The sequence below is a fragment of the Halodesulfovibrio aestuarii DSM 17919 = ATCC 29578 genome (genome assembly GCF_000384815.1).
Lineage (GTDB): Bacteria > Desulfobacterota > Desulfovibrionia > Desulfovibrionales > Desulfovibrionaceae > Halodesulfovibrio > Halodesulfovibrio aestuarii.
In genome coordinates, this window is sequence record NZ_ARQF01000019.1 from 123,276 (window position 1) to 138,782 (window position 15,507).

The window sequence follows — 15,507 nt, forward strand, 5'->3', positions numbered from 1 at the left end:
ATAATTTATTGCTTTGTAATTTCAACTGTTGATGACGATGTGATACTCATTGCGTTTGCTTCTTCCGTATCAAGATGAAACTCCAGAGCAGAGTCCTTGCTGACCCTGATGGCAACGTTGTGGAAGATCCCACCACGCACACCGTCTAATTTAATGCTGACAAGCTGACCGTCACGCACACCATATTGTTCTGCATTTACTGGGTGCATATGGATATGCCGCTGAGCAACTATCAGCCCCTCTTTTGTCTGGACAGATCCTTTCGGACCAATAATTGTAATCCCCGGGGTTCCTTGAAGATCACCGGACATACGTGCCGCAGCTTTTACTCCAAGTTTAAAAGAGTCCCCTGCGAGAATCTCAACCTGTGTCTTGCTACGAACAGGTCCAAGAACACGTATTTTTTCAATTGCCCCTTTAGGACCACAAATGGTCACAACTTCCTTGCAGGCAAACTGTCCCGGCTGTGAAAGTTCCTTTAAAGGAGTCAACTGGTATCCTTCACCAAACAGCGCATTCAAATCATCCTGAGAAATATGAATGTGGCGGTTGGAGATGCCTACCCCGATGCCGTTAGGTACAGGAACCGGTACGGGCGTTTTCTGTACAGCTTCTACAGCCTCAATTAACAACTTGAGGACATTTTCTAACTCAGCCACGCTTACGCACCTTTTGCCAGAGCCAAAACCAGTGAGGAGGCTAACTGAACGAGCTTTTCGTGTTCCAAGCTAGATGCGTTCGCCAATACATCATCCAAAGAAGTAGCGCTCGCAGTAGAAGAACCGCATGTGTAGTTATTTAACTCAGGATAGTTAAAGGTTGGATCGTCTTCTGCAACAGTGCTGCAGTTTTTCAATCCGTATGCAACCTTTTTGATGTTGATAAGATGCTCAGGAGTAACATTCTCAGAAACAGAACTTCCGCCCCATGAACCACATCCCAAAGTAAATGCAGGAGCAAGGCCGGTGCTGATCCCAACGCCACCCTGAGTGCTGCCGGTATTAACAAGAATTCGGGAAGCAGGCTTAACGCTAAACTCACGAACGATATTCTCGTCTTCGGTATGCAGACTCATGGTATGGCCAATACCATTCTGCAGTAATTCAATACTGAGCTTACAAGCCTCGTGCCAATCTTTTACAGTGTAGAATGCAAGAACAGTTGTAAGCTTTTCAAAAGAGAGAGGGGATCCTGCGCCAACGCCCTGCTGCTCACCAATGAGAACTTTAGTATCTGCAGGGATAGCGATACCAGCTGCTTCAGCAATAACCTGTGGGGCTCTGCCTACAAAGCTCGCGTTCATTACATGGCCATTTTTAAACAGACATGCGCAAACTTTGTGAGTTTCTTCCGCTGTCATGAAGTATGCGCCGTTCTTTTTGAGCTCTGCAATTACAGCCTCACGGTTGCATTCTTCTACGATAATTGACTGCTCAGAAGCACAAATTGTGCCGTAATCGAAGGTCTTACTTGCAATAATATTTTTAACAGCCTGCTGAACATTCGCTGTTTTTTCAATATATGCCGGAGAGTTACCTGCGCCAACACCAAGAGCCGGCTTACCAGAACTGTATGCAGCCTTAACCATGCCCGGGCCACCAGTCGCAAGAATCATTTTAACATCGGCGCCCTTCATCAGCTCGTCCGTAGCTGGCATGGAAGGCATGGATACACAGGAAATGATTCCTTGTGGAGCACCTGCAGCAACTGCAGCCTCACACATAAGGCGTGCAGCTTCGAGTGTACATTTCTTCGCAGCTGGGTGAGGAGCAAATACGATAGCATTACGGGACTTGATAGCTATCATAGCCTTGTAGATGGCAGTAGATGTAGGGTTTGTAGAAGGAGTAATCCCCATCAAAAGACCTACAGGCTCCGCAATTTCAATAACCCGATTAATCGGATCTTCTTTGATTACACCAACCGTCTTCATTGACTTAATGAAATCGTACAAGACCTGTGAAGCCAGATGGTTCTTGTATGTTTTACTAGGAACGTTACCGAATCCGGTTTCTTCAACCGCCATTCGAGCAAGCTTCACAGCATTAGCTTTCGCAGCCTGCACCATACTGCGTAAAATAGAATCTACTAATTCATCTGTATAAGTAGCAATTTTTTCTGCAGCGATGCTACCGGCACGAGCTAAATCGCGTGCTTCCTGCACAGATTGTAAATCAAAATCCATATCAATCAGCTCCTATAAATTCGGATCATGAATTTAATAAATTGTAATAACGGGTGAACCCTTCCAGCAGTGCACGCTTTTTCACTTTTGACAGTTTTTTCTTATCAATAGTAAACTCTGAATACTGACGGGCCAATACACGCAAAGTTGCCACGGTATGTTGTGCCAACATAGCGACAGCCTGTTGCGTTCCGAGTTCATCGTTAAGAGCGTCAACTTCGTCCTTCGATATAGGAAGAGCCTTTTTCTTCTTGGATACGGTTAGATTTTCGTTTTCAGAAGATGGAATAGTTCCATTCTCCTTCGAACTAACGCTGTCGTTGTCCAATTGGTGAAGATTTTTCTCTGCATTCTGAGCAGGTTCGGCATCTTCTACGGCAGGTGATGCTAGAAGCACGTCCTCATGTTCAGGTTGGTCTATAGCTGAAACACTTTTCATCTCGTTTTCAAAACAAGACTCAAAGGACTGCCCACCCTCGCAGGCATAACCTTCAGCCTGTCCGGAACCTGAAGAATCTTTGGGGGTGTCAAACAGCACATCGGTAATACCACTCTCGGGCCGTGGAATTACATGACTTGAAATGACTTCCCCGCCATGAAGCCTCGAAATAGCAGCTAATGCCGCATCAACGGAACTCTTCACAGCTGCTACGTCACCAGTTACAGTAATTGTAACCAGCCCAGCACCAACGTACGTTTTATTCATCAAACGGACATTCGAAGATTTCACCATGGCATCAGCACCTTCAATCGCTGATATTAGCCCTCTGGTTTCAATAAGTCCTAGCGCGCTCACTGGTTACCCCTTCGAAGAATCGGAAAATCTGGAATAAAAAATCCTTGCGGTTTCCGAAGTTTCCCAGACCACATCAGCACCTGCCGGGATATGCATTACATCACCTGCATGCACCGTTACATGTTCACCATTAATGGTCACAGTTAACGTTCCCTCAAGCAGGCAGCAGTTGGCTTCGCATGCGAAGGTCTGCTCATAACAGGACTGGGAAATCTTAAAAAAACCGGAATTAATCCGCCCGTCTTCTTTGCCGATGACTTCCTGTGAAGAAACTTCGCCGGTTGTCACAGACTGGTTTCGGCACGTTTGCACCGGGTCCATTTTTATGGAATCGCCTCGAACAACCTTTCCGCCACCACACATAACGGCAGTGAATCTTTGTTCGAGCTCTTTCAAGAACTTAGTAAGCAAGCCTTTCTCATGCAGTGCATTTAACGCTGCGTAGATTAAGTCACTGCTTATTGCGTTATCGGTAACAGACTTTTGTGGTTCACACGGTTGTGGTGCGCCACGAATAATCTCGATACCTGCAAGTGCTGCTGCATCCTGCGCAGAGGGGGTCAATATTGTATTGTCATCAATGTAGAACGCTGACTGATTTTGAAGAACCAGCTTCTCAACTTCTTCCGCACAAACAACTCGTTTCATATTGTTCACCTCCTTCTCTGGTTATGGGGCTTGTCATCTCAGAAAATCAGCAACCACTCATAAATCATGCACTGCTGATATTGAAACGCCATAGGCCACTTCAAACGGGTCCCAACATCTTTTCGTGCGCTAATCGTTTGCTACGGCCTCAGATTAGGACAAGACACCCTGTTAATTATAATTAAAGCAATGATGGCAAAACCTTTGGAGAAGGCGAAGGAATAACCTCTGCGTTTACCAGAAGCCCTTTGAGCATCAACGCGTTTTTCGCACTTTCAATTCCCGCGGTTACCGCAGCAACATCACCAGTAAATGTGAAGAAAGACTTACCGCCTAACCCGTTACCGAGACGCAGTTCAATCGGCTCAACATTTACAGCCTTGAGCACTGAATCCGCAGCGACAACCATAGGAGCTAATGCGAAGGCTTCTACAATACCTACTGCATCCATGTACTCAGGCATCACCCCACCAGCGATTGCCGGAAAAACCTCCGGAGCAACACTCGGGATCACCATGCTGTCAATCAGATACTCTTTTGCATACTGCTCACCAACTTCAACGGAGTTATTCACTGAAGCGACATCTCCGGTTACGATGGCAAAATATTTACCCGGGCATGTTGTTGTGGCAGTTACAATCTCAACCTCCGCTGTTTTGACCATCTGGTCTACGGCGTAGATTCCACGCGAGATACTTGTAAATTCCACCATTCCTATTGACTTACTCATATCAGCCTCTTTCTATCTCGATGTATCCATTTTCAATTGCAGTAACCTTGCCAGCCACACTTGCGTGTACGGAAGCACTTAACGCACCTTCAGGAATCGCACCCACACATTGTCCAACCTGTACAACGTCTCCTACTGACACCGTAGGGACAGCTGGAGCACCCACATGGGCATTTGTTGCGATTCTAACAACGTCAGGAACAAATGGTGCTTCTTCAACCGGAGCAGGCAGGTCAAACTCGCTCAAACCAAGACGTGCGATAAGTCGCTTGCTTGGAATAAGACGATATTCACGGTTATGGTGTGCCTCAGGTTCCTTGCCAGTAGGTTGGAATCGAATATTTTCCGCTGCGAGATCACGCTTCAAAGCATCGTTTGCAAGCTTAGGATTCAATCCCATAGGACAGGAAAAGTATTCGCAGAGGTTGCACATACAACAGAGTTGCGCATGCGTTTTCTCTGCTGCTCCAGCAAGGTTGTAATTTTGGATTCGCATGGACTTATGCGGCGCAACATTATGCCCGATGAGATAACGCGGACATAGATCTGTACACATGCGACACTGCGCGCAGGCAGCTCTATTTATGCGCTGGGTACTTTCGATAGTCGCATTTTTCCTGCGAATAAGCGGATGATCATTTTTAAGAATGATAAAGCCCTTATCTTTCTTGGTAATGTAGCCAGAAAGATCAGAAAGAGCCGGCCCCATCATTGGGCCACCACCGATAACGGTGTATCCTTCAAAAGACTCAAGTCCGCTCTTTTTAAGAACATCAATTACTGGTGTACCGACAGGAACTTTAACGGTTACACGGTGAGGGATATCTCCTGCCACCGTAATAAATTTTTCAGTTACTGGCGTACCGTTTGTAGCGTTGTAAACGTTCAGTGCTGTCTCTGAGTTGATAACAACACAGCCAACATTTAACGGAATACCTGCTTCTGGAACACTACGACCAGTCACCGTGTATACAAGCACCTGCTCGTCACCCGCAGGATAAATATCAGGAAGAGTTTTAACCTCTACCAACGGTGCAACTTGAAGAGCTTCAATTCGCTCCTGAAGACCTTTGATAACGCTAGTATGCTTTTCTTTAACGCATAGATAAGCATGCTTGGCGCCTACTACTTTCGCAGCCTGTTCAAACCCTTTGATAATTTCATCAGGATAAATTGCCATAAGCTGCTGGTCCACTCGAAGCAGTGGCTCACACTCAGCACCATTTAAAAGAATAAATTCAGCAGAAGCAGCAAGCTTAACATGTGTAGGAAAACCTGCACCACCAGCACCGATGACCCCTGCGTCTTTAACTTGTTCAACTAGATTCACTTCATTCTCCACAAGTTGGCAGTTCACAATCTTCATCAATAATGCCAACAATCACAGCATCAACAGGAATGTTGTCATCACCAAGCATCCGACGGGCAGAAGAGCCTGTTGTCACTATCACGCGATCACCAGTACCAGCGCCAATAGTATCAACAACTGTCATGCATTCACCGGCATTACGCCCACCGATAATTTCGACAATCATCAGCTTAAGCCCCAACATCTGTTCAGCCTTTCTGGTAGACCAGACGCTTCCGATTAGCTTTGCCGTTAACATGCATAACTCCCGTCTTGCAGCTTTGTTTTAATGGCTGACATCGCAGCCTCTACGGAGGCGATATCTCCAAGCATAGCCATGGCAACCATATTCTGAGGACAGGTACCTTTAATATCCTCAACAACCACGCCTACACTCTTTTCAGCAATGTCTGCCGCAACAATCATGTCTATGACCTTGCCCTGCACAAGCCCCACAGCACCGGTAGAAACTAAGTGTGATGATGAGCCAGAGCCTTTACGTCTGGTAAGCATGGCCAGAACAGCAGGGGAAGGCGACTTGATAATTCGGAATTCCATCACACACGTCCTAGTTTGTTTCCGCTTCACAGGTCATTGCGATACCAAGTGGTGTCACAAACATCGGGTTCTGCGGCTTATGTGTATAAATACCTGTTTTCTTTTCAATAATCTTTTCAATCCCTTCAAGACAGCATGTGCCGCCAACAAGGGAAATTTCCTGCACGTCGTATCCTTCGATGTGCTTGTTGATGATCGTGGCAATTTTTTCAATTACTGGAGTCAGCACAGGGAGAAGCTCTGCGTGGTTTTCGTTGTTACGCTTAAACAGATCCGCCTCTTCAAAAGGAATCTGATACGCACCGGAAACAACCAGTGTAAAATGTGTGCCCCCTGTAGCCTCATCAGCGACATAGATAACTTTTCCATCCTTAAGGATAGAAATCCCAGTCGTACCACCACCAATATCAACAACAGCACCATTGGAAATTTGCAGGACTTCATTAGCTGCAGTCGGCTCGTCAAAGAGGTTGGTAAGTTCAAATCCAGCGCCTTCAACAACATTTTTGATTGCACCAGAATCAAGAGCATCAGTTCCAGGAGGAATAGCTGAGGCAGCATAAAAAAGTTCAGCACCGAGCTTTTCTTCAACTTCCAATTTCAATTCACGCACAATCTGCACAGCCCCGATGTAATCAACAACCATGCCATCACGCACAACATCAGCATAACGATATGCACCGGCTACAGGCTCACCGTTTTCATTAAGAACAGCCACGACCACGCACGCTGTTCCCAAGTCTACTCCGGTGTAATAATTATTAGAGTCACCCTTGACCGGACGTTCAACTGCTTTTTCAAAATCGCGAACAAGCCGATCACAGTATTCAAAGTTTACTCTTTTCTTTGACATTCATTTCCTCCAAAGGCGGTGCAAATCAATTGTGATAACCTGTTACGAATCTGGTTAATCTGACGTCGCAAAGCGTCTTTTGAATTCTCACCATACGTCTCTACAATGCTCACTTCGAAACTGAGCACAGTGCAGCGAATACGATTAATGAGCAGCATGGCCTTGACTTTCGGCATCTGCATATGAAACGCGTTTATTGCAAAACAATCTGCCAGCGGGTCTGAAAAATTTTCTTGTGTAATACTTTTGCATGGTTCGCACAGCATGGATGACGGTGTGTCATCTGAACTGAGCATATTCTTCATGGCCGACACATGCGGCTCAAGCTCGGCAACCTTCTGAGAAAGCTTGATATCTATTTCAAGGAGTTCAAAAGCTGTCAGTAAAATGGAGGTTACAAGCGCTGTTACTTCATTTTTAATTTTTTTCGTTTTCCAATCTGTTTCCTGTGGCGTAGCAACAGTACCGGACTCTTCATTCTGGCCATCATCTACTGTTGCTGATTGCTCCAGCACGTCATGAATAAGCAGCTCTATTCTTCTATCAGTCAAAAACTGACGCGCTCCGGGGGTGAGCCTGATATCTTTATCAAGTCTAAATTCAGAAAACGGCTCTTTCCTGTACGTGACACGCAGGTCTGATTCGGTAATAAACTTCATCGGAGTTCCTCACTCTGCTCTACATCGAACAAATATTCAGCCAGACTTCGATCAACCTGTTCATTCGGGTTCACAACAAAATACGGTTCCGGAACCCCAAGTCGCGCCAGTTCTCCAAAGCAGCGTTCTGTGCCTTCTGAGCTGTTGCAATCAGTAGTCACCACTCCAACAACCGGACACGTAAATACGTTTCCTAAACCAGGAGAACCTGCCGAAGCTGTATTTCCCTGCCCTACAACGAACACAACATGTGATGCGTTGTTCTGTGCGATGGCAATCAAGCTTTGAAACATCCAAGGGTGTTCCAAATACTCACTGGGAACATCGATTGTCTTCTTACCGTACACAACTTCCTGCGCGCTTCGACCCGAGCGAACTTGCCCTTCGAGCGCCTGTGCTAAAGCTGATTTTCCGCAGCCAGTAGCACCAATGAACATGACTCGTTTGCTACTCATTACGTCTAAGAGCGAGTCAAAGGACTCACTGAGAACCCCAAGTTTGAAGACAAATTTTCCAAAACAAACTGAAGTGCTGTCTCAACACTCTGAACGTCACCGCAGAGCACTAGCGATCCTGTAAAGCGATCAATAAAACCAATTTCCACGCTGGCGGCCTTCGTTGCTATGTCCGCTGCAATAATTGACACCTCGTATGGAGAAAGCGTCAAAATCCCCAGGGCACCATGAGCCTGAACGCCGAGCCGTTCATAAATATCTGGATCCGGAGCAGCGATAACATGCGCAATGGTTACCTGCTTGCCCGGTACCGATTCCTGAATGATGCGCTGCAGCCCTTGAGACTGACCTTCATGACTATTCATACAATTACTCCACCGGTACTAATGTTTAATGATGGCAACAGGAAAGCCACGGCGCTTAAATTGATTTTCGATCCGTTCCAGCTCTGCATCACTCAGACTTAAATCTTCTTTTACAGGATACTCCGCATCCAGCTGGCTGTACTTGCCAACCCCCATCTTGTGGTACGGAAGCAAGTCGACCCCTTTGAAATTTTTTCGATCACGAAACCGCTGTAAAAAGGCGATCAACTGCTCAATATCTTCTTCTGCGTCATTCACACCTTTCATAAGAGGAAGACGTGCCTGAACATTGAACCTGCCTTGAATAAGCGCTGTAAAATTCTCCAAAATCCACTCGTTACGCACACCGGTAAGCTCATAATGCCGTTCAGAATTGATGTGCTTTAAATCAAAAAGAAAGAGATCGGTAAATTCGGCTATCTTAAGAATCGTCTCACGTTTGGTGTAACCACAAGTTTCAATAGCAGTATTGATGCCACGCTGCTTGCACCCCATAAGAACATTCAGTGCAAATTCTGGCTGCATTAACACTTCACCGCCACCCAACGTTACACCGCCACCGGACATCTCGTAGAAAGCGCGATCTTCTTCGATAATATCTAATACTTCTGATACGGTTTTAGCTTCACCAACTACTGAAAGAGCAGAATCAAGACAGACTCTTACGCATTCTCCGCAGCCGATGCAGTCTACATTACGGGAAATTGAATGCGTCCGATCCACTCCAATCGAATGAATTCCAACCGGACAGACCGGGACACATCTCCCGCAGTTGGTGCACAGATTTTTTTTAAATAGGATCTGAGCTTTCCGTGATTGACTTTCAGGGTTTGAGCACCATTTGCAACGCAATGGACACCCTTTGAAGAATACAAGAGTTCTCACTCCAGGACCGTCATACATATTGTACTTCTGTACATTGAAAATCAGTCCTTTTCTTTCAATTTTGTCTACATTGCTCACAGTCATAGCCGCTCAAACCCCGCTTTATTTTACTAAATCTGCTTCAACATTGTTCTGCTGATAATCTCGTCCTGAACATCTTTGCAAAGTTCCACAAAGAATGCAGAGTAACCTGCAACGCGAACAACAAGGTCACGGTAATTTTCAGGATTCTTCTGTGCTGCAATAAGCACATCATTATCAAGGTAGTTAAACTGCATTTCACCGTTACCAAGCATACTTGCTGTGCGGATAAGGGTAATTAAGCTTTCTTCACCCTGCGGAGTCTCCAGCAGACCGGACATGATCTTAAAGTTATGAACCATGCCAATGTTCATGCTGTCGTTAGACATTTTGGAAACAGATTTGATGATAGCGGTAGGCCCTTTGTAATCAACGCCATGACTTGGGCTGATACCGTCAGAAAGAGGTGTCCAAGCGCCTCGACCACCAGCGGATGCACCAGTAATCTGTCCAAACGGGGTGTTGTTGGAAATAGAAAGGGTTCCGTGACTCAATACTGAGTACAACGTCTTGTATTGGCGGTGCTCTTCTTCTGTGAAGCTTACAAGATCTGCTGCAATAAGGTCTGCGTAGTCGTCATCGTTGCCGTATTTTGGAGCAGCTGCACAATCTGCCTTCACCTGCGCGTACCCCTCAAAGTCAGCTTTGAGAGCTTCATTCATCTGGGCAAGAGTGTACTTTTTCTCTTCAAATACAAGCTTCTTAATTGCAGCCATGGAGTCTACGTATGTTGCAAGCCCACTCCAAACCACACCCGGTCCAAAGTTGTACATTGCGCCACCAGAAGAAACATCACGTCCGTTTTCCATACAACCTTCATACATCATGGACATAAGAGGCTTAGGAGCAAGCTCTCTATGAACTCGCTGTGAAATAACTGTTGCAACGCTTGTATGCTTAGTGATGTATCTGATCTGATCTTTTACAGCTTCTTCAAACTGTTCGTAGGTTGTAAACTGCTCAAGAGGTCCTGCGTCCGGAGTAACCTGCTTGCCATACCAGAGTGGCACACCATGGTTCAGAACCAATTCAATACAAATTGGCCACTGAGTGTACCCGGTAGAAGTCCACTGGTAGAGACGACCGGATTTTTGTGGTTCAACACACCCCATCAGACAGTAATCGCGAGCGTCTTCAATAGTTACGCCTTTTGCGAGCATCATCTTAATGTGTGCATCATCAAAGTGAATTGCAGGGAAACCCATTCCTGAGCGAATTACTTCGATAATTTTCTTCAGATATTTATGAGGTGATTTGTTGTGGACGCGAGTCGCGAGTGAAGGCTGGTAAACGCGAACATGACGAACTGCATCCATGAGCAGGTAGGTAAGATCGTTTGTAGCATCAGTGCCATCACGTTTCACACCACCGACACACATGTTTACAAACGGCTGGTACCCTGCAAAAAACTTAGAGCCACCTTCGTTGGTAATCCACATCATTTCAGACATTTTGATGAGCATACAGCCTGCGAGGTCAAAAGCTTCATACTCAGTCATACGACCTGCTTCGAGGTCTGCCTTAAAATATGGGTACATGTACTGGTCAACGCGACCAATTGACATACCAGTCTGGTTCTCTTCTACAACCAGAAGAGACTCAATAGTCCATACAGCCTGAATCGCTTCCCAGAAGGTTTCAGGCTTATGTGCAGGCACACGTGCGTTCACTTCAGAAATCTTCAGCAACTCTGCCTTACGCTGCGGATTGCTTTCTTTAGCGGCAAGTTCAGCTGCATACTCGGAAATTCTGCGAGCATAGATCATGATACCTTCTGCGGTATCAATAAGAGATTTGTAGAAGTAAATTTTGTCGATATCGTCTGGGTTCTTGTAATCAAGTGTTTCAAGATGCCCACGAGCTTCAGCCTGAATATCAAGCATACCCTTGTTCATAAGGATAACGTCATAGCCGGGGTTGGAGTCACCGCCGCCGTTTAACGCATGGTAGGAACAATCGGATACAAACGACTCGCCTGAAAGTTCCCATAATCCTGCTTCACGGTATTGATCTTCGCAGTATTCATCGATGGATTTGCCTTCCCAGAATGGAAACAACTCTTCACGCATGTACCGCTTATCTTCTTCAGAAATATAAAATGGATCCTGCGGGCGGCTTCCGATGGTGTCGATTTCGTCCTTCATCCAGCGCCATGCAATATCAGGTGAAAATGCACCTGCGCGTGGAGCACCACAAGGAGCACCAACGATAAGTTCGTTATCCTGAATTACGAGAGGGGCAGTTTCGCAGCAGTATTTGAAACACTTACCACGCAGCAGTACCTTAGGCATGCCAGGATTTTCTTTCGCGATCTTTGTAATTGCACGTGCTCTATGAGTGGTAACAGTCGGCACCTGCTTAAGAAAATTCTCTCTAAGGCGTGTATGGCGATCAGTAGGACCTTCAGGAATACCCTTACACTCTTGAGTGAGTACTGGTGCAGTGGCACTGTCTGTACTGGATTTTTTCAAAAGGTCTTCGGTCACATCAGAAAACATTTTCTGCAATGCATCCCTGTCTTCCGAAGACATATTTTTTGTAGCTTCTGCAAGCTGCTTGGATAATTCACGAATATCCACGACTACCTCGCTTTATTTTTAATTCTTATGACCACTATCTGCAGCAAGCACTTCTGCAATAGTTTCTTGTAAAATACGACGTACTTCATTCAATGAGTCAGACTGAAAAGAGTTCGGCACAGCCCGTGGTACATTCTCATCAGATGCACCAAAAAGAATATTTGCGTTGGCAGATTCGATATCCCTGACACCGTATCCAACCTTACGCACATAGATGAGATTTTTTGGGGAAATATTATCAGAAGTGTACCCTTTGCCAGCGGAGCCACTTCCAAGTGTCATTGACGGAAACAAATTAGTTGTGGCCCCCATCCCCCCGAACACTGCAGGAGTGTTTACAAGCACCCTTCCAACAGGTTTTTTCAACGCAAAGAGCTTAATTACGCTTTCGTCTCGGGAATGGATCACCAACGTGTGGCCACATCTCTCACTGAGAAGCAGCTCAATGCACTTTTCACACGCATGCATCCAATCGGGTTCAATATAAAAACTCAAAACAGGGCACAGCTTTTCACGGGAATAGATATCAAACTCAGCAATGTAGCTTCGCTCTGCAACAAGTACCTGAGTTCCGGCAGGCACTTGAAAGCCTGCCTTTTCTGCGACAGCAACAGCGGTGCGGCCGATACAGTCATGATTAAGGGTATTGGCAGGTAAGAATAGTAATTCACCAACGCTACGAGCTTCATCTTCCGACATGAAGTACGCACCATTCGCCTCGAATGCCCGTTTCACTTCAGCAGCAATACAACCATCAACCACAATAGCCTGCTCAGCTGCTGCAACTACGCCGTTATCAAAGGTCTTACTTGTGATAATATCTCTGACAGCCTGCTCAACATCAGCAGTCCGTTCAATAAACGCAGGAACATTACCTGCCCCGCCGTAAATAAGTGTCTTCCCAGACTCCTGTGCAGCCTGAAGCATTCCGGGAACACCCGTATTTAGAATCAATGCCACATGCCTATGTTGCATCAACTCACGTGTACCGCTGGATGAAACAGTGTGCAGGTAAGACAATGCCCCATCAGGAAGACCATGGTTGCGACCAGTGTTTATCATGAAATCAATAACTTTCCCCATAGTCTTACGAGCTCTGGGATGGGGGGAAAATACAATCGCGTTGCCTGATTTAATGGCGATCAGTGCCTTATAGATTGTAGTGGAAACCGGACTCGTAGCTGGACACAACGCAGCAATCACTCCGATTGGCACGCCTATGTCCATAGTCTGTTTATCCAGATCCTCAGCAACGACGCCTACACAACGCATTCCATGAAAAGCCCTACGGGAAAAGCCGCAGACAAAATTGTTTTTTTTCAGCTTATGCTGCCAATTGCCATACTCAGTCTCTTCAGCAGACATCATGGCAAATTCTCTCGTATGCCGTTCAAGATCTTCAGCAATGTTGTCGACTATGGAATCAAGTTTTTCCTGCGAAAAGTCGGCAAGCTGTTGTTGAGCAACATAGGCATTTTCAACCAGAATTCTGGCCTGCTGAATTGAAAGCAAATCATTGTCTATAATCATCCACGCACTCCCGCTAAGTCTATTCTACCGTTCTCAATCTTGGCTCCGCCTATTGCGGCAATAACTTTTCAGGAGCATAGCGCTTTGTGACTTTCTTTAAATCAGGATGAGGAGACGGGATCACAACAGAACTGTACACTTCCCCACCCATTGCTTTAACAGCTGCCACACCAGCCTGAACGGCTGCTTCGCAAGCAGCCACATCGCCTTCCATCAAAACTGAAATGTATCCAGAGGCAACGTTTTCGTACCCTGCAAGTTCAACATCTGCGGCTTTCATCATGGCGTCAGCAGCCTCAAGTACATAAACAAGACCAAATGCTTCCAGTAATCCTAACGCGCGAGCTCCACTCATCATCTACTCCACATCAATGTCATGAACTGAAACAATGTCACCCACACCGCTAACTGGACGCGCCATTACATTATGGGCAGTAAGCTTCCCAATAGAAGAAGCAGCCTTAACTCCAGCTTCAACTGCGGATTTTACTGCGGCTACATCCCCTTTCACCATCACAGTTACGAGGGTGGAACCGATGTTTTCATAAGAAACAAGCTCTACATCAGCTGCTTTAAGCATCATGTCACACGCATACAAAGCGGGAACCATCCCGACTGTTTCAATGAGACCAAGAGCATTCTCGCCGTAATAACGCATGGGGATATTCTCCTTAAAACTAATACGCCCTCTCCATTTCCCGCCTAAAACGGTAATGCATTCGGGGCTGCATCAATGATTCTTCTCGTTACAAAAGCTGTCAGAGCAGCCTGTGAAAATATGAGGTTTTATGCTTCAGGAACCTAGCTGAGGCCCTTGTGGTGGCAGCCAATACATTTTTAACCCCCTCAACAACAAACTGCAGATGAACAACCAGTTCCACCTGCAGTGCAAATTCTTTTCCAATCTTGCTCTCACAACTCTTTTCAAAAAAAAAAAGCATGATTGCGGTTCTTTTTTTTATCCGCAGCCATACTTTTGCATACAATCTCATGTTACTGAACACCAACACATCACCTAACTAACATGCTGTGATAATATATATTTCTCTTTTTTATTTTCACTCTCCTCATAGACAGCAAGACCACACGTAAGACGGTCTCAAGAAAATATTTTTATTTTGCAATAGGCTTAGCCCAGCAATAAGACGTTCATCACCTCTAGAACCCAGTTATATGAGTCCTAAAAACTTCAGGTAAACAATTTTAGCCCTACTCCACATGTCCCAGCATATAAAATCCTAAAAAGCAGCTATCCACTCGCGCAACACACCATAACAACAAAGAATATTATAACTAAACACTCAAGTTCTTACTTACTGCAATAGTAGTTTTTAATTTGTGAAAAAATGCCACACAGTCAGAAAAAGAATTCACCTGAACACATAAAAGCTTACGAACACGACATGCATGTCGTTTAATGCACCACTTCTGTCTCGTTTCTTTTTATCGTTATATTTTAAGTTGTTACATTTTAAAAAAACTAAAATAAGACATTTCTGTCACCACCCCGCTCAAATCCATCCTCACACACTCACCTAAATTCTTTTTTATAATATTATTAGTATGTTCTGAAAGAAATTACAAAAAGAACTGCACTAACAGGCAATTACTGTGCCCAGTCTCACACACATTTTGGGGCGCTCATGTCGTTATTACACGTATCGAAGTAATTATAATGTTATGAACCTGTGCCACACTCACCTCTCTTAGCGAAATCCGCTAAAAAACACTTTACTACAGGGTACAACAAAAGACTTTTCTAATCACTCATGCCAATTGTCGCCTTCAATAACCACAGACATGTCGCACTCGATATTCACTAAAACCTTCTATCG

17 protein-coding genes are annotated in these 15,507 nt (G+C 45.4%); all 17 read right to left on the bottom strand.

Going from position 1 to position 15,507, the window contains the following annotated elements; all coding sequences use genetic code 11:
- Positions 1-5: 5 nt before the first annotated feature.
- The 17 genes from F461_RS0104585 to F461_RS0104665 all read right to left on the bottom strand — a co-directional run bounded on the left by F461_RS0104585 (position 6) and on the right by F461_RS0104665 (position 14,330).
- Positions 6-659 carry a phosphate propanoyltransferase gene (locus tag F461_RS0104585; protein ID WP_019999981.1) on the bottom strand — a complete coding sequence of 218 codons (654 nt, stop codon included), beginning with the start codon at positions 657-659 and terminating at the stop codon, positions 6-8.
- Positions 660-661: 2 nt separating this feature from the next.
- Positions 662-2,185 (bottom strand): acetaldehyde dehydrogenase (acetylating), encoded by a 1,524-nt coding sequence (locus F461_RS0104590; protein ID WP_019999982.1) that lies wholly within the window; start codon positions 2,183-2,185, stop codon positions 662-664.
- Positions 2,186-2,210: 25 nt separating this feature from the next.
- Positions 2,211-2,981, bottom strand: coding sequence for a BMC domain-containing protein (locus F461_RS19620; protein WP_019999983.1), 771 nt, complete (start codon positions 2,979-2,981; stop codon positions 2,211-2,213).
- Positions 2,982-2,984: 3 nt separating this feature from the next.
- On the bottom strand, positions 2,985-3,629 hold the full coding sequence (locus F461_RS0104600) for a cupin domain-containing protein (protein ID WP_019999984.1): 645 nt from the start codon (positions 3,627-3,629) through the stop codon (positions 2,985-2,987).
- A 181-nt stretch (positions 3,630-3,810) separates the two neighbouring features.
- Complete coding sequence (locus F461_RS0104605) at positions 3,811-4,359, bottom strand: BMC domain-containing protein (RefSeq protein ID WP_019999985.1); 549 nt, start codon at positions 4,357-4,359, stop codon at positions 3,811-3,813.
- A 1-nt stretch (position 4,360) separates the two neighbouring features.
- Positions 4,361-5,689 carry a 4Fe-4S dicluster domain-containing protein gene (locus F461_RS0104610; protein WP_019999986.1) on the bottom strand — a complete coding sequence of 443 codons (1,329 nt, stop codon included), beginning with the start codon at positions 5,687-5,689 and terminating at the stop codon, positions 4,361-4,363.
- Position 5,690: 1 nt separating this feature from the next.
- The gene (locus F461_RS0104615; RefSeq protein ID WP_019999987.1) at positions 5,691-5,966 is read right to left on the bottom strand and encodes a EutN/CcmL family microcompartment protein; all 276 of its coding nucleotides are present in this window, start codon (positions 5,964-5,966) and stop codon (positions 5,691-5,693) included.
- Positions 5,960-6,265 carry a BMC domain-containing protein gene (locus F461_RS0104620; protein WP_019999988.1) on the bottom strand — a complete coding sequence of 102 codons (306 nt, stop codon included), beginning with the start codon at positions 6,263-6,265 and terminating at the stop codon, positions 5,960-5,962. Before F461_RS0104620 ends, F461_RS0104615 begins: the two co-directional genes overlap by 7 nt.
- A 10-nt stretch (positions 6,266-6,275) precedes the next feature.
- The gene (eutJ, locus tag F461_RS0104625) at positions 6,276-7,118 is read right to left on the bottom strand and encodes an ethanolamine utilization protein EutJ (RefSeq protein ID WP_019999989.1); all 843 of its coding nucleotides are present in this window, start codon (positions 7,116-7,118) and stop codon (positions 6,276-6,278) included.
- Entirely contained in the window at positions 7,100-7,777 is a 678-nt protein-coding gene (locus F461_RS0104630; protein WP_019999990.1) for a hypothetical protein, read from the bottom strand. Before F461_RS0104630 ends, eutJ begins: the two co-directional genes overlap by 19 nt.
- Complete coding sequence (locus F461_RS0104635) at positions 7,774-8,232, bottom strand: EutP/PduV family microcompartment system protein (protein WP_026364617.1); 459 nt, start codon at positions 8,230-8,232, stop codon at positions 7,774-7,776. Before F461_RS0104635 ends, F461_RS0104630 begins: the two co-directional genes overlap by 4 nt.
- 5 nt (positions 8,233-8,237) lie before the next feature.
- A complete protein-coding gene (locus F461_RS0104640; protein ID WP_019999992.1) occupies positions 8,238-8,597 on the bottom strand; it encodes a BMC domain-containing protein in 360 nt (119 codons plus the stop codon).
- Between the two features lie 18 nt (positions 8,598-8,615).
- Positions 8,616-9,566: a choline TMA-lyase-activating enzyme gene (gene cutD / locus F461_RS0104645; RefSeq protein ID WP_019999993.1), complete on the bottom strand. Its 951-nt coding sequence runs from the start codon at positions 9,564-9,566 to the stop codon at positions 8,616-8,618.
- 26 nt (positions 9,567-9,592) lie between these two features.
- A complete protein-coding gene (cutC, locus tag F461_RS0104650; protein ID WP_412779041.1) occupies positions 9,593-12,094 on the bottom strand; it encodes a choline trimethylamine-lyase in 2,502 nt (833 codons plus the stop codon).
- Positions 12,095-12,160: 66 nt separating this feature from the next.
- Positions 12,161-13,672, bottom strand: a complete 1,512-nt coding sequence (locus F461_RS17095; RefSeq protein ID WP_019999995.1) for an aldehyde dehydrogenase family protein — start codon at positions 13,670-13,672, stop codon at positions 12,161-12,163.
- A gap of 49 nt (positions 13,673-13,721) precedes the next feature.
- Positions 13,722-14,027: a BMC domain-containing protein gene (locus F461_RS0104660; protein ID WP_026364618.1), complete on the bottom strand. Its 306-nt coding sequence runs from the start codon at positions 14,025-14,027 to the stop codon at positions 13,722-13,724.
- A 3-nt stretch (positions 14,028-14,030) separates the two neighbouring features.
- Complete coding sequence (locus F461_RS0104665) at positions 14,031-14,330, bottom strand: BMC domain-containing protein (RefSeq protein WP_026364619.1); 300 nt, start codon at positions 14,328-14,330, stop codon at positions 14,031-14,033.
- Positions 14,331-15,507: the final 1,177 nt, after the last annotated feature.

Excerpts from the sequence above, each read along its gene's own strand:
- cutD (WP_019999993.1), bottom strand. The coding sequence starts at position 9,566 with ATGACTGTGAGCAATGTAGACAAAATTGAAAGAAAAGGACTGATTTTC.
- eutJ (WP_019999989.1), bottom strand. The coding sequence starts at position 7,118 with ATGTCAAAGAAAAGAGTAAACTTTGAATACTGTGATCGGCTTGTTCGC.
- F461_RS0104590 (WP_019999982.1), bottom strand. The coding sequence starts at position 2,185 with ATGGATTTTGATTTACAATCTGTGCAGGAAGCACGCGATTTAGCTCGT.
- F461_RS17095 (WP_019999995.1), bottom strand. The coding sequence starts at position 13,672 with ATGATTATAGACAATGATTTGCTTTCAATTCAGCAGGCCAGAATTCTG.
- F461_RS0104605 (WP_019999985.1), bottom strand. The coding sequence starts at position 4,359 with ATGAGTAAGTCAATAGGAATGGTGGAATTTACAAGTATCTCGCGTGGA.
- F461_RS0104660 (WP_026364618.1), bottom strand. The coding sequence starts at position 14,027 with ATGAGTGGAGCTCGCGCGTTAGGATTACTGGAAGCATTTGGTCTTGTT.
- F461_RS0104615 (WP_019999987.1), bottom strand. The coding sequence starts at position 5,966 with ATGTTAACGGCAAAGCTAATCGGAAGCGTCTGGTCTACCAGAAAGGCT.
- F461_RS0104635 (WP_026364617.1), bottom strand. The coding sequence starts at position 8,232 with ATGAGTAGCAAACGAGTCATGTTCATTGGTGCTACTGGCTGCGGAAAA.
- F461_RS0104620 (WP_019999988.1), bottom strand. The coding sequence starts at position 6,265 with ATGGAATTCCGAATTATCAAGTCGCCTTCCCCTGCTGTTCTGGCCATG.
- cutC (WP_412779041.1), bottom strand. The coding sequence starts at position 12,094 with ATGTCTTCGGAAGACAGGGATGCATTGCAGAAAATGTTTTCTGATGTG.
- F461_RS0104630 (WP_019999990.1), bottom strand. The coding sequence starts at position 7,777 with ATGAAGTTTATTACCGAATCAGACCTGCGTGTCACGTACAGGAAAGAG.
- F461_RS0104600 (WP_019999984.1), bottom strand. The coding sequence starts at position 3,629 with ATGAAACGAGTTGTTTGTGCGGAAGAAGTTGAGAAGCTGGTTCTTCAA.
- F461_RS0104640 (WP_019999992.1), bottom strand. The coding sequence starts at position 8,597 with ATGAATAGTCATGAAGGTCAGTCTCAAGGGCTGCAGCGCATCATTCAG.
- F461_RS0104665 (WP_026364619.1), bottom strand. The coding sequence starts at position 14,330 with ATGCGTTATTACGGCGAGAATGCTCTTGGTCTCATTGAAACAGTCGGG.